This window comes from Coleofasciculus sp. LEGE 07092 (genome assembly GCF_015207375.1).
Taxonomy (GTDB): domain Bacteria; phylum Cyanobacteriota; class Cyanobacteriia; order Cyanobacteriales; family Coleofasciculaceae; genus LEGE-07092.
The window spans coordinates 1-14,280 of sequence record NZ_JADEWY010000150.1 but is presented as its reverse complement, the minus strand read 5'-3'; the positions used below and the strand labels follow the sequence as shown (position 1 = coordinate 14,280).

The window sequence follows — 14,280 nt, the reverse complement described above, 5'->3', positions numbered from 1 at the left end:
AGCTGTNTATAAGAGACAAACCCAAACCGTTCCGCATTTTCAATCATCATCACCGTAGCATTCGGCACATCTACCCCCACCTCAATTACCGTTGTCGAAACGATAATTTGCGTCTGATTATCCCGAAATGCATTCAGGGCCTCATCCTTTTCTGCCGAATTCATCCGCCCGTGCAGCAATCCCACTTGAAACTCTGGGAAAATACTCTCAGATAATCGCTGATGTTCCTCAACTGCCGATCGCACATCTAATTTTTCCGATTCTTCAATTAAAGGCAATACAATATAAGTCTGACGCCCTTGGGCGATTTCCCGGCGAATTAAATCATAAGCTTGGTTGCGTTGCTTCCCCGTTAATACACTCGTGTGAATTGTTTGGCGTCCTGGCGGCAATTCGTCAATCTGACTCACATCTAAATCCCCATGCAGCGTCAGCGCCAGCGTCCGGGGAATGGGGGTTGCTGTCATCGTCAGGACGTGAGGCGACTGCCCCTTTTGCTGCAACCGTGCCCGTTGCTGCACGCCAAATCGATGCTGTTCATCTATTACCACCAACCCCAATCGATTAAAATTTACTTGGTCTTGAATTAAAGCGTGAGTCCCCACCAACAGCGGTAATTCCCCCGTTTCCAATTGCGAGTGAATTTCCCGGCGTTTTTTCACTCCGACAGAACCCGTCAGCAGTTCCACAGGTAAATGCAGTAGGTTAAACCAACCCACTAACTTGCGATAATGCTGTTCTGCCAATACTTCTGTGGGTGCCATTAGCGCCGCCTGATACCCCGATTGAATAGCGGCGAGAATAGCAACCACCCCAACCACGGTTTTCCCCGAACCTACATCCCCCTGTACCAACCGATTCATCGGCGTGGTTTTTTGCAAATCGTTGAGAATATCGTTGACGACTCGTTGTTGAGCCGCCGTAAATTGAAAGGGTAGGAGTTGATGGAATTGGGCGATCAGCTTACCTGTAGGTGCCAGAACTGCACTAGACTGGGTTTGCCGTTGCATCTGACGGCGCTGGAGAAATCCTAACTGTAAATAGAAAAACTCATCAAACACCAATCGCCGTCGGGCAGCCGTTAGAGTGTCGCTATCCGTGGGAAAATGAATATTGGCGATCGCTTCATTCACTCCTATTAACCCATACTGCTGTCGCAACCCCTTCGGTAATGGGTCTTTAAGTTGGGATGCAAAGGGCAGTGCTGCAATCACCGCCTGTCTCAGTAAGTCCGCTGGCACTCCCTCCGTTAAGGGATATACTGGCACAACGCGACCGATTTTAATCGAGTCAATGCTACCGCCCGGATGGTCTAACACTTCCAGTTCCGGATTGTCCAAAGTTATTCCATACTTATTCTTCTTCACCAACCCTGACGCCGCCACCACTACCCCCGCCGGATAGCGCCGCTTTTGTTGTTCCTGCCAACCGCGATTACTATAGCGAGTGCCTGCAAAAAAACGGTTGAGCTTGAGTTGACCTGTCGTATCTTTGACCAATACCTCAAAAATCGTTAATTTCTTATTACGGGGACTGGTAAAACAGTTACAGCGCTTCACCGTACCCACCACTGTTACCGTTTCACCTTCTACTAAATTTGAAATATTCACCTGACGAGCATAATCAATATGGTCGCGGGGGTAATAGTAGAGGATATCTCGGACGGTGTGCAGTCCCAAACGAGCTAAATAGCCGCTTTTTCTGACACCGACTTCTGGTAACTCCGATAGGGGTAAGTCGAGATTAGTCTTTGACTCAAGTTTGGATGGCACAAGAGGCGTCGTGCGGGGAGATTGGACTTTAGTCGGCAGTTCGGCGGGAATTGTACTTTCAACCAAGCGGCGTTCAATATCTGAGGCAATCTGATACAGAAACCGCCGAGTTTCTGCTACCAGATGTTGGCGTTCCTCTAAGCTCATTTGAGGATAACGGACAAACTCATCGGAAATTGTCTGCCACTGGCGTCGTTCTACAGGAATGAGAGCATTAGGCGTTTTGCCAAAACTGAGGCAGAGAAACTCGCTGAATTGGTACTGGTTGCCTACTAAATTTGTAAAGCCCTTTTCAGCTTCGACTGAAAGGGCTTTTTGCAACCGCACCCAATCTGGTAATTCTGTACCCACAACTTTCCCCTCTAGCTACAGAAGTTGTTCTTTGTCACTTGTCTTTCGTAAAATGAACAACTAATGACCAATGACTAATCCTCAAACCAACTAGAACGCCATGCCGCTTCTGCTTGAGCAACAGCCCGCTCTCGCTTTATTTTGCGATGCTCTCGTGCAAGTTTGCTGACTTTGGCTACAAAGGTGCGAATTTGATTGCGTCCAGCCGTTAAAGCAGATTCAGCAAACTCTATCTCTGAAAGGCGCAGGTTAATGGCAACAATCCGCGTGAGGGTCGAGTCTTCTGCATCATCCTCGTTTTTGGTTTCTATCAACAAGTTTAAAAGATTCGCGGCTCCAGTCGATGTTTCCCCTGAACTGCCCGCTTTTGTGACGGCTTCTAAGGCTGTTGCTGGTAATTTGTCTGGTATAATACCTTCTTGTTGCAGGGTGTGGTTGGTTTCGACGGAAATCTCTTGCAGAGTTTGAGCGATCGCATCCTCTAGATTTTCCTGCCACTCTAACAGTTCCCTGGGCATAGTCACCTCATTCTTGACTAACTCCGGACTTTGAGAGGTTTCTTGAGGAGTTGGCTGTAGAGATTCGCTGATGAATAACGATGGCTCGGACGTGGGTTCTGATGGTTCTTCCTCAGGGGTTGCCGATGAATTGGTAGATGGCTCCAGAGACGAGAGCAACTGGGCTTCAGCTTTCTTTCCTAACTGTTTTAGTGTTTGCTGTAGCTGTTGTCGCTGATTAAACGACAAACTTAAAAACGCTTCGGGATAACCTTGAGTACAAACCTGATAACTTACCAGCATTAGCTGCCGCCGTACAATTTGCCCCAGCAACGTCAGGTAGTTGAAGTAAACGTTGTGGAAGTCTTTTTCCACAAGGGTTATGGCTTCTTCTAACGCCACCAAATCCTGCTCAATTCGCTCAACTGCTCTGACCATAGTCTTCAAATAACTGCCCATTGGGAGCATTGATAATACGTCCCTATTACAGGATAGCGACTGACCAGGCAATTCAAAATTCCCTCTGTAAAGACAGGATATTTGCACTAGCTCCCCTCTCCCCGGCTTCCCTGCATGACAAAGAGCTGGTCAAAAACTTTCTGCTGCCTAATTTATTCTGTTTCAGGGTCAATGCCCATTTCCCTTAACCGTTCTGCCAATCTTGCAGCTTTTTGTTCAGCTTGTTCAGCTCGTTGACGTTCTTGTTCGGCTCTTTGACGTTCTTGTTCAGCTCGTTCCTCACCGATTAACAAGAGATTACCTTCCCTATCCCACCAACGTAACCACAGTTGAGTTTGATTTTGATAACTACCTTGCCAGAGTCCTAATTCCACACCTAATGGCGGTATAGGGTAGTGACCTCTCTGATTCGGTTCTAATTTTTGATAAGAAAAATCTTTCAGGTGATAAACTTCTAACTTGCCATTTTTGATTTCATAAATGCCGTAGTAAGGGATACGAATAATCTGCTCGTACACCCAAAATTTCCCCGGTTTAGTGGTTTTGCCCTCAGCCGTAACGGACAAAGGAGTTGCATCTCGTTCCTCTTGACCATCGCCACTGGCAAACTCCAAAGCAATCAAGGGTGCCATAAATTCCCGCCACAGCACATAGGAGCGTCGAATTTCCCCATTCACCAGAGGGGGAACATTGGCAACATAGAACCAATCTGGGGCTTCTGCTCCTTTTTCTGGGGGGTCAGTTTCCCGCCAATAGATACCACAATCTTGTCCAATGGCGTAGTAACCATCGGGATGTCGTTGCTGCAAAATCGAACCGATGGAATCTGTCAAAATAATGCTTTGGGGATGCTCTTGAAAATTTTTCACAAAAGTACCATCGGATTCTGGCAGTTGAGTATGGTCGGGAAATGCGGGAGGGAGTTCGATGCGAGTTGCTGTTTCTGTCATGATTAGAAAACCTGCATTATATAGTGAGCCTAAACGAATTGTGAAACGTGGGTAGGGACAAGGAGATTTTTAAGGTGTTACTCCTCTCTCCTCTCTCCTCTCTCCTCTCCCCATCACCTCATCACCCCACTCCCTTATAACTCTGAAAAGATAGGTCACCCCAACGGGATGACCTATCTTTTCTTTCTAGCATCAGCTCAAGTTGTCAGTTTATTTTTCTCAATGCCCTCACCAAGAACGTAACGGGTAAAGCGACGCACTTGGATATTTTCACCTAACAGGGCAACGGTCTGCTTCACCAACTCTTCGACTGTAATGCTTTGATCGCGGATGTAGGGTTGATCCATCAATGATAATTCTTTCAGGCGCTTTTCGATCCGACCCTGAACGATTTTCTCTTTGATGTTGTCTGGCTTCTTCGCCAAGTCATCCCGACCCATTTCGATGTCTTTTTCTTTTTGGGCAATTTCCGAAGGGATATCCTCAACCTTGACGTATTCGACATTAGGGCAAGCTGCAACTTGCATGGCAATGTCCTTGACTAAGCCTTGGAACTCCTCGCGACGGGCAACGAAATCTGTTTCGCAGTTGACTTCAACCAACACGCCAACTCGACCGCCCGTGTGGATGTAGCTACCCACAATTCCTTCAGCCGCCACACGACCGGCTTTTTTCTCTGCCGAAGCCAGACCTTTTTGACGCAGCCATTCTTTAGCTTTGTCTTTGTCCCCTCCATTTTCTAAGAGAGCCTTTTTGCAGTCCATCATGCCAGCGCCGGTTGCTTCCCGTAACTCTTTAACGAGTTTTGCTGATATTTCTGCCATCTTCCTTTTGTTCCTTCTCTACGAACCCATAATTACACGTTAATTATTCTTCTTCGCTGCTCTTGACTTCTTCGCTGCTCTTGACTTCTTCGCTGCTCTTAACTTCTTCGCTGCTCTTAACTTCTTCGCTGCTCTTGACTTCTTCGCTACTCTTGACTTCTTCGCTACTCTTGACTTCTTCGCTGCTCTTGACTTCTTCGCTACTCTTGACTTCTTCGCTACTCTTGACTTCTTCGCTACTCTTGTCTTCTTCGCTGCTCTTGTCTTCTTCGGCTTCAAACGCTTCTTCTTCTTCCATCTCGTCTAGTTCGCCTTCAAACTCTTCGTAGTAGTCTTCTTCTTCGGACTCGAGTTGACCGTGACGTCCTTCGTATATTGCATCTGCTAATTTGCCTATCATTAGCTTAATCGACCGAATGGCATCGTCGTTGGCTGGGATGGGAATGTCTACCACATCAGGGTCACAGTTGGTATCCAGCATGGAGACGATTGGAATCGCCAATTTTTCGCATTCTAGAATCGCGTTATACTCGCGGCGCTGGTCTATAATCACCACGATATCAGGGACTTTCCGCATTAGTTTGATACCGCCCAGGTACTTTTGAAGCTTGCTCAGTTCCCGACGTAATACGGCAGCTTCTTTTTTCGGCAGTAAATCGAGCCCTCCGCTAGAATCTCGGCGTTCCAGCTCCTTCAAACGCTCGACGCGAGTTTTAATGGTTTCCCAGTTGGTGAGCATACCACCCAACCAGCGTTGGTTGACGTAGTAAGCACCGCAACGGCTGGCTTCTTGGGCAATAATTCCAGCCGCTTGCCGCTTGGTGCCGACAAACAGAACCTTTTTACCCTGCTCGGATGCCGTGCGCATATAGTTATAGGCTTCTTCCATTAACTTGGCTGTCTGCACCAAATCAATGATATGAACACCATTCCGAGAGGTGTAGATATACTGATCCATCTTAGGGTTCCACCGACGGGTCTGATGACCAAAGTGAACCCCTGCCTCCATCATTTGAGCTAAAGAGACAACTGGCATAATTATTTAAACTCCTTATTCGGGTTTATCCTCCATCCAGGTGCATTTCCCGCGTGGAAACACCCGAAATCCTGGATGTGCGATTTTTAGACAACCCTCTTAATGTAACATAATTTTATGCAACTAGCAGGAAATAGCCAGTTGTAGGCGTTGCTAAGAATTAGCGATCGCACCACGTTCCTAGTAAGCGTTTAGGTTCTGGATTCGCACCGTTTTGTAACCATTCAATTGGTTTCTTGTTTTTCACTTTATCTGGATTCACCCACACAATCTCTTTCAGTTCATCAACTTGAAGAGCCGCCTTACTAAAAAACCTCCTTGCCGTATTATCATCCAGTGATATTACAGTTTTATCGGTTGCCATTGCTGCTTCAAGTAACCGCAAATCTTTAAACATTTCTGCACGTTGTTTGTCAGTACCTGCAATTTGGTCGATGCTATTCCATAACTCGTTATCAATTGGAACATCTAAAAATACAAACTTCCGTTTAGCGACCATCCGACGACGCCATCCAAGAGCAAATACTGATTGATGCTTGTTCCACTCTTCTTTGATATCTGGAGTCATCACAACCTTATGACAGATATCTAAAACAGCTTCCAGAAACTTAGTGCAGTTTATTGATGTTGGAGCCTTGGCATCCTTCCCACCAGCCGAACGAGCAACTGACGCATCAATTACCAGTTGCTTAGAAACAACTTTAGCCGCCATGGGAACGTTCCCATAAACGAGATTCAGCCGCCTCTATGTAGCGACTTTCTAGTTTTAGGGATACATCTCCAAAATCTTCGGGCCAATCTCCAAAAGCACCAGCCTCATCTAAATCAGCACTGCTCACTTTTGTCATGCCATCGTCTCCCCGTGTAAACCAGTGAAGTTTTACCAAGTCTGGCGATAGTTTACTCTCTGCAACTAGGGATTGAATAGCTAAAAGTAGCAATTCACTATGAGTTTCGACAACGACACGCACACCCGGCTTTGCTGCATCTGCTAATATATCTGCTAAAGCAGCTTGAGCACGAGGATGAAGGTGAAGTTCGGGTTGTTCTATGTAAACTAATTGTCCTGGTTCTGCTACCAGAAGGGCAACTAGTACTGGCAAAACTTGAGAGACACCAATACCTACATCAGCAATACTTACCATATCATTTGCCTCACCGCTACTAGGCAAGCGACCTACACGTAATTCAATTTGTACATCATTAACTTGCTTGGCTTCAACTTTGGATGATAAGCCAAGAATTCCCAGAGTACTGCTTAATTTTCTGAGTCGGGCATCCTCATTTTCCTGCCAATGATTAATAATACTGGCAACGTAATTATCAAAAGTACCAGAAAATTCGCTACCAATAGCTGTAGTTGGATAAGTTCGTTCAGGATTACCTCTTAGTCCCGGAATATGAATCAATTTGCGAATATGATTTTTAAATAAATTTGTGTGCAAATGACTATCATATAAGTGGATGTCTATTAATGGAATTCCAGCATCAATTTCATTTAAAATTAATCTGGGAGTTCCAGGGTCAAAGGGAATTTTAGATTTACAATTTAAATCAAGAAAGCAACGTTCAATATCAATACTCCATTTTAAATTATCCAATATGTCTCCTGTACCTTTTTTAATATAATCAAACAAATCAGGGTTAATATCTTTATAATAATCCAATTTTTATTGGATTATTTCATGAAAGTTTATGTCAACCCAGAAAGTATTTTCTCTGTTATTTTCTCTATGTTTAACTTCAAAAGGTTTCAATTTAAATTGAGAAGTTTTTTTAAATTTTTGTGTAAGACATTTGAATTTACTAACTTCGATTTCAATTAAAATTATGTCAATTTTTTCTTTTGAATTAAATTGAGAAAATATTTGCTCATTAGAAGTAAATCGTACATTCGGGCCATTCAGTAACAACGCACCTGGATCATAAGGGGCTTCCAGGGTTTGCTTCATCAGCAACAAGGGCTGCATAATGCTTGATTTCCCAGAACTATTCGCACCCGCCAAAATGGTTAACGGACGGATTTCAATACTGCACTCATCATAGAGAGATTTAAAACCCTGTACAGAAATCTTCGTAATTCCCTGAACGTCTTTATTGTTGCTTTCAGCAGATGTAGATTGACTCATAGCGTTAGGTTAACTCTTTCCTTTGTAGTGGAGTGGGAGATCGGATAATAGACATTTTAGATGACTTGTTTTTTTGATAATACCTTATTCTCCCTCTTCCGGAATTGGAAATCGCTCTCCCGCCAAATACGCCTCAAAATGCTTTTGAAAATACGTCCAAGAGGTCATATCTGCATCTTCATCTAAGGGTGGTTTTGGTGCATTTTTATAAACCGGAACGCGAGTATTAATCTCATCCTGAAGTAATTGAGACAAGTCATTAAAACCGCTAATTTTACCCCCACGACCGCTGTAAATTAACTGACCGGGTCTGTTTCCCATTTTCATCCAGGGAACCCACGGACCAATTCTGTCCCAACTCAAGAAAAGTTTAGTCACAGAATTAAGTTCTGGATTTTGCAAATCCTCAGTCGGAACAGTTAGTTTAAATAACTCAGCCGCTTGATAAGTTTTTTGCGGACTGTAATCAGCAAATTTAGCATTTTCAGCTAAAGGATTTGGGTAGGTTGGAAATAAATCAAACCAAAAAGTTGTAACATCACTATCCACTTGCGCGGGAAAGGTGCCTTTTAAATGACCTTGCACCGGATTGTTGGCAACGTGAATCACCGTTAAGGTTTCCCCTGTCCAAGGATTCTCCCATTTGTGCAATATCTCCCCCGTATCCGGGTCAAGATAATACGTCAATTCTCTTGAGGTAAAATTCCAACTCTTATCATCAGCAGGAATGCAGCGACTTACACTCATACCGACCATATTAAAAAGTTTCGTTCGACGCTCACCGGGAATAAAAGCATAAATTGAACCCGACCAAGTTAAAAAACTTTGTTGACTATCTAGGGAACTGCGAACTTTAACAAAATCCTTGACATCAAACTCTTGAATCGAACTTACCATCTCCTTACCTCCTGCTAATCTCTCAACAATCGTGACCTGAACCGGGACGGTGACGGTCAAAATACAAAATAGTAGAACAAAAGCACCCAGAGTGGCAGAGAACCATTAATCGCCATCAGTCGGACTAAATGCCTCAGTGTACCCCCTAATCCGCTAATCCTTTGAGGTGGTAAGCGATTAGTAAACTAATCATGGATAAGACACAGAGGCTTTTCCACACTAATAACCACCAAGGATGCCACCAAGCTCCTGTCTGCACTTCAACCAGATCTGATATCCCAAATAGCAAAAATGTTACCACAGCAACGGCTGCCTGAAATTTCTCGGTTCGAGAGCAACGAATAAACCGGAATGCAAATCCGAGGGAGATGATTCCCCAAATGCCAGCTTCGATATAGTTCCCCCCGCGATAAACCCTTTCTAGAAGCTTGGCTCGATCCGCCGCCTGTTCTGGAGTCGTTGGCTCAGAGAAGACTAACCCTGCCCATACGCCAAAGCTGATGAGCAGTAACAAGAGAATGGCTAATCTTACCTTAGCAGGTTTAGTAATGACCCAAGGGGACGGGGAACGCGGCTTTTTTGTCATCTCAGATATTACTCTGCTACTTCTGAGTATTCTCAGCAATTGAGGTATCCCCATACCCAGAAAATTGCTGCTCTATTTGGCGATAGTGAGGAGCACCAATGAGTTGTTGAAAATCTTGGAAGCTAACTACATTCTCAAACCCAGATGTAGTTCCCTGTTCTTTTAAGTAACGCCAGCAAGCCGTTAGGATATGAGTTGCTGCTAACAGACCAGAAAGTGGAAAAAATACAATTTTAAAACCAATCTGTTGTAACTCAGAAGCGGAAAGTTGGGGAGTTTTGCCCCCTTCTACTATATTGGCGACTAATGGCACGTTTGGGAAGGCAGATGCGATCGCTTTCAATTCTTCAACTGACTGGGGCGCTTCCACAAACAGCACATCTGCCCCAGCATCAACGTAAGCGCAACCCCGACGCAAAGCCTCCTCTAAACCCAGGGGCGCACGGGCATCGGTGCGAGCAATAATCACCAAACCGGTATCACCCCGCGCTTGAACTGCTGCCTGAATTTTCCCGATATGTTCTGCCATTGGGATAACGCGCTTGCCTTCAAAGTGACCGCATTTTTTGGGCCACTCTTGGTCTTCTAATATTACCCCAGCAATTCCCAACTGCACGGCGTCTTTTACAGTGCGCATCACGTTTAAAGTATTGCCATAACCCGTGTCCATATCGGCAATTAGAGGAATACTCACCGACTCAGCAATTCGCCCTCCACTAGAGAGCATTTCCGTTGCCGTGAGAAACCCAAAGTCTGGCAAACCGAGTGTAGACGCGGCAATGCCAAAGCCACTAGTTGCCACGACTTCAAAGCCTAGTTGTTCAACGAGTTTGGCTCCTAAACAGTCGTATACACCTGGAATGACAATAATTTCTGGGCGCTGTAGCAACTGATGCAGTTTTTGTCGTGAAGATATAACGGTCATCTTTTATAGTTTCCCTTTTTTCTGCTCCGAAAAATTTACCTAAACTTTATTTATCACCAAGATACCTACTTGTAACTCTTGTGGGATGAGCGGATAAGCCCGTCCTAACGAGTTAAAGTTAATCGCCCCAGGTTAGAAGCCTGGGGCATATCTTTTCTGACATTGGGATGTTTCCGGAGCAATAGCTCTTGCGTTAGCGAAATTATTTTAGGATTCCCATAACCGATGCTACTTCAGGTTCGGCAATCCGAGTAAACAAGAATCCTTTGGCATAGATTTGGGGATTGGATTGCGCGATTTGAGTATACGATTGACGGACTTGAGCGTTCACCGCAACCGTCTTCACGTCGTACACCTGTTGTACTACTTTAGGATAGAACCCAATACCGATAATCAGTACCAGAAAAGAGGCAGCGATAAACACTTCACGGGGACTGGCATCATTATAGTTAGCTTGACCAGGTAGAACGCAGTTTGTACCAAAGCAAACCGCTTCCTGATTTTCTTGATTCTGCAATCTGCCATCAACGTCACATATCGGTGCAGCACCAGAGTTGTAAAACACTTCTCGCAGCATCGAAAGTAGATAGATTGGGGTGAGAATAAGTCCCACAGCGGCGAGAAATACTGTCACCGTGCGGAAGGTTGAGCTGTAGATGTCGCTGGTTGTTACGCCGATGAAGACTTCAAGTTCGCTGATAAAGCCACTCATACCAGGAAGAGCTAGTGATGCCATTGCACCTGCCGTAAACAGGGCAAACACTTTGGGCATTACTTGACCAATACCACCCATCTCATCCATCATCAGCGTATGAGTGCGATCGTAGGTGACACCAGTAAGGAAGAACAGCACCGCTGCAATTAAACCGTGGGAAATCATCTGCAATACTGCCCCGCTAATGCCCAAGTCAGTAAAGGATGCAATCCCCAATAGGACAAACCCCATGTGGGAAACTGATGAATAAGCGAGGCGGCGCTTCATATTCATCTGGGCAAAGGAAGTAAATGCGCCGTAGACAATGTTAACAATACCCACAATTGCTAGAATCGGTGCAAAATAAATGTGAGCATCGGAAAGCATCTCCATATTTACGCGAATTAATCCGTATCCCCCCATCTTCAGGAGTACGCCTGCCAGAATCATCGACACAGGAGCAGAGGCTTCACCGTGTGCGTCTGGCAACCAAGTGTGCATTGGAAAAACCGCCAGCTTTACACCAAAGGCAATCAGTAAGCCTGCATACAGAAGTAGCTCTAGAGCCAAGGGGTAATCCTTCATGCCAAGTTCGAGCATATCGAAGGTTATCGTACCGCCGCCGTAAAACGCCATTCCCAGCGCCGCAACCAGAATAAATATAGAAGCCGCAGCAGTATATAAAATAAATTTAGTCGCGGCGTAGCGACGCTTCGGTCCACCCCAAATGGAAATGAGCAGGTAGACTGGAACCAGCTCCAGTTCCCACATAATGAACAATAGGAGCAAGTCTTGGGCAACGAATACCCCTATCTGTGCCGAATATAGCACCAGCATCAAGAAATAAAAGAGGCGGGGCTTGTAATCAACTTGCCATGCCGCAAAAATAGAAAGGGTTGTCACCAATCCTGCCAGAAGTACGAGGGGCATAGACAAGCCGTCAACAGAAACTGCCCAATTTAGACCTAACTGAGGCATCCAGGCATAGTTTTCCACAAGCTGCAAAGTAGCGCTGTTGGGGTCGTAATGTTTCCAAAAGGCGTTGCACATCAACAAAAAATCTGCGATACCTACGCCTAGGGCATACCACCTTACAAACTTGCCATCTTTATCGGGCAGTATCGGGATGGCGAGGGAAGCGACGAGGGGCAGCAGGACTATCGCAGTCAGCCAAGGGAATTGAGCAGTTGCCATGACAGTGAGAATAAATACTTACCAGTGAACAACTCCATTCTATTAAAATTTGTAAAGATTTAATAGAAATAGTTATCTCTAGTAGCCATATAGGTGGCTCTATAGTGGAAGCGATCGCTGAATTTTTGTCAGGGTGGATCGAGTACTACATTGTCAAATTAACCCTCTAGGTAGTAGACTACCGCTTTTAGTTCATCATTCACGGGTTAGCTCGTGGCTTGAATGAATAGCTAAAAATAATTACCCTTGACTCACCCCCAATCTCAAACCTTTATTTGTGCGTTATGAAGTTTCGCCTGTCTCGTAAGAAGTGGCAATTCGTCCAATATCTCGGTTTATTCTGTTGTTGTTGCTTATTAGTGATTAGCTGTGGGAGTCCCCAGACTTCAACATCAACGGGGAGTTCCTCCAATCCCGGTACTAACGTTAGCAGTAGCGATCGCATTTCTGTGGGTTCCGTCCACAAACCTCGAACCCTCGACCCCGCCGATGGATATGAAGTGGCAATTAACGATATTATCACTAGTCTAGGCGATCGCCTCTACACCTACGTCGGAGATACCGATCAACTTGAGCCACAACTGGCAACCGAACTCCCCGAAGTTAGTGACGACGGCTTAAACTATACCATCCCCCTGCGTCAGGGAGTTACCTTTCATGATGGAGAACCGTTTAACGCCGCAGCCATGGCGTTTTCCCTGAAACGATTTAGCGAAAATGGCGGGAAACCCTCAGCACTGCTATCTGACGTTATGGAATCAGTAGAAGCGACGGGAGAGTACGAACTCACCATTAAACTCAAAAATCCCTTTGCTCCCTTCCCCTCCGTGCTAGCATTTCCGGGAATGGCTGCGGTTTCCCCCAAAGCCTATGAAATTGGTGAAGGCAAATTTAAACCCAATGAATTTGTAGGAACCGGTCCATACAAGCTAGTCTCCTTCAATCCAAACTTAGTTAAAGTCGATGTTTTCGACGAATATTGGGGAGAAAAACCGCCCAATCAGGGCATTGATTTTCAGTTTCTCAGCAGTGCCGCTAACTTGTATAATTCCTTTACCACTGGAGCAGTGGACATTGCCTATCGAGACTTGAATGTCGATCAAATTCTTAGCCTGAAACAAAAGGCTGAAGCCCAAGGCTATCAAGTGCTAGAAAAGCCAAGTAGTCGCCTTGATTATCTGGTGTTGAATGTAAACCAGAAACCCCTAGACCAAGTGGAAGTCAGACAAGCGATCGCGTCAATGATTGACCGTTCCTTAATTATTGATCGCGTTTATCGGGGTCAAGCTGAACCCGCATACAGTATTATTCCCAGCACCTTTGAAACCAATCAGCCCGTATTCAAAGAACCCTACGGCGACGGCAATATTGAAAAAACGAAAGAACTCCTCACCAAAGCCGGATTCTCGAAAGAAAAACCCTTTGAATTTGAAATCTGGTACGCCTCTGATAACCCGGAACGCCAGCAGATTGTAACTCTGCTGAAAGAATATGCTGCGCAGAACCTCGATGGATTAATGCAAGTTAAACCACAACCCGTCGAGTCAACGACACTCTTTTCCAACGTTCCCAAAGGAATTTATCCTAGCTATTTAGTCGCTTGGTTCCCCGACTTTGGTGATGCCGATAACTACATCAGTCCTTTCTTCAGTTGCACTAAAGGTTCAGCAGAAACGGGTTGCCAAGAAGGAGCAAGTCAGAGCCAAGGGTTCTTCTATTACAGTGAGAAAATGAACCAACTCATTGAAGCAGAACGTAAGGAACAAGACCCCAAAGCCCGCAAGGAAATTTTTGCTGACATTCAAGAGCTAATTGCACAAGATGTTCCGTTGGTTCCCTTATTGCAGAAAAATGAATTCGCCTTTGCTCAAAAACCTTTGAAGAATATCGAGTTTAATCCCGTTATCGGTTTATCCTTCTGGGAGGTAAATAAAGAAGCCTAGCTGAAGGGGGAGCGGGGGAGCAG

At 45.2% G+C, this 14,280-nt stretch carries 10 protein-coding genes and 2 pseudogenes; 1 reads left to right on the top strand and 11 read right to left on the bottom strand.

What is annotated here, in order from left to right; genetic code table 11:
* The 11 genes and pseudogenes from recG to IQ257_RS25500 all read right to left on the bottom strand — a co-directional run.
* A partial coding sequence (gene recG / locus IQ257_RS25550) for an ATP-dependent DNA helicase RecG (RefSeq protein WP_193933308.1) occupies positions 1-2,123 on the bottom strand: 2,123 nt, incomplete at its 3' end.
* Between the two features lie 74 nt (positions 2,124-2,197).
* Entirely contained in the window at positions 2,198-3,058 is an 861-nt protein-coding gene (locus tag IQ257_RS25545; protein WP_193879378.1) for a hypothetical protein, read from the bottom strand.
* A gap of 173 nt (positions 3,059-3,231) precedes the next feature.
* Complete coding sequence (locus tag IQ257_RS25540; RefSeq protein ID WP_193879381.1) at positions 3,232-4,029, bottom strand: Uma2 family endonuclease; 798 nt, start codon at positions 4,027-4,029, stop codon at positions 3,232-3,234.
* Positions 4,030-4,226: 197 nt separating this feature from the next.
* The gene (gene tsf / locus IQ257_RS25535; protein ID WP_193879384.1) at positions 4,227-4,853 is read right to left on the bottom strand and encodes a translation elongation factor Ts; all 627 of its coding nucleotides are present in this window, start codon (positions 4,851-4,853) and stop codon (positions 4,227-4,229) included.
* Positions 4,854-5,136: 283 nt separating this feature from the next.
* Positions 5,137-5,889, bottom strand: a pseudogene (gene rpsB, locus IQ257_RS25530) (30S ribosomal protein S2); the annotation flags it as partial.
* Between the two features lie 160 nt (positions 5,890-6,049).
* Positions 6,050-6,601: a hypothetical protein gene (locus tag IQ257_RS25525; protein ID WP_193879389.1), complete on the bottom strand. Its 552-nt coding sequence runs from the start codon at positions 6,599-6,601 to the stop codon at positions 6,050-6,052.
* Positions 6,591-8,018 (bottom strand): annotated as a pseudogene (locus tag IQ257_RS25520) (AAA family ATPase). Before IQ257_RS25520 ends, IQ257_RS25525 begins: the two are co-directional and overlap by 11 nt.
* Positions 8,019-8,102: 84 nt before the next feature.
* Positions 8,103-8,915 (bottom strand): DUF1838 domain-containing protein, encoded by an 813-nt coding sequence (locus IQ257_RS25515; protein WP_193879392.1) that lies wholly within the window; start codon positions 8,913-8,915, stop codon positions 8,103-8,105.
* Between the two features lie 145 nt (positions 8,916-9,060).
* The gene (locus IQ257_RS25510; RefSeq protein WP_193879395.1) at positions 9,061-9,501 is read right to left on the bottom strand and encodes a hypothetical protein; all 441 of its coding nucleotides are present in this window, start codon (positions 9,499-9,501) and stop codon (positions 9,061-9,063) included.
* Between the two features lie 16 nt (positions 9,502-9,517).
* Positions 9,518-10,417 (bottom strand): isocitrate lyase/PEP mutase family protein, encoded by a 900-nt coding sequence (locus tag IQ257_RS25505; RefSeq protein WP_193879403.1) that lies wholly within the window; start codon positions 10,415-10,417, stop codon positions 9,518-9,520.
* Between the two features lie 211 nt (positions 10,418-10,628).
* Positions 10,629-12,314: an NAD(P)H-quinone oxidoreductase subunit 4 gene (locus tag IQ257_RS25500; protein WP_193879397.1), complete on the bottom strand. Its 1,686-nt coding sequence runs from the start codon at positions 12,312-12,314 to the stop codon at positions 10,629-10,631.
* A gap of 284 nt (positions 12,315-12,598) precedes the next feature.
* Here IQ257_RS25500 and IQ257_RS25495 point away from each other — a divergent pair, with 284 nt between their 5' ends.
* Positions 12,599-14,257 carry an ABC transporter substrate-binding protein gene (locus IQ257_RS25495; RefSeq protein WP_193879400.1) on the top strand — a complete coding sequence of 553 codons (1,659 nt, stop codon included), beginning with the start codon at positions 12,599-12,601 and terminating at the stop codon, positions 14,255-14,257.
* The last annotated feature ends 23 nt before the right edge of the window (positions 14,258-14,280 follow it).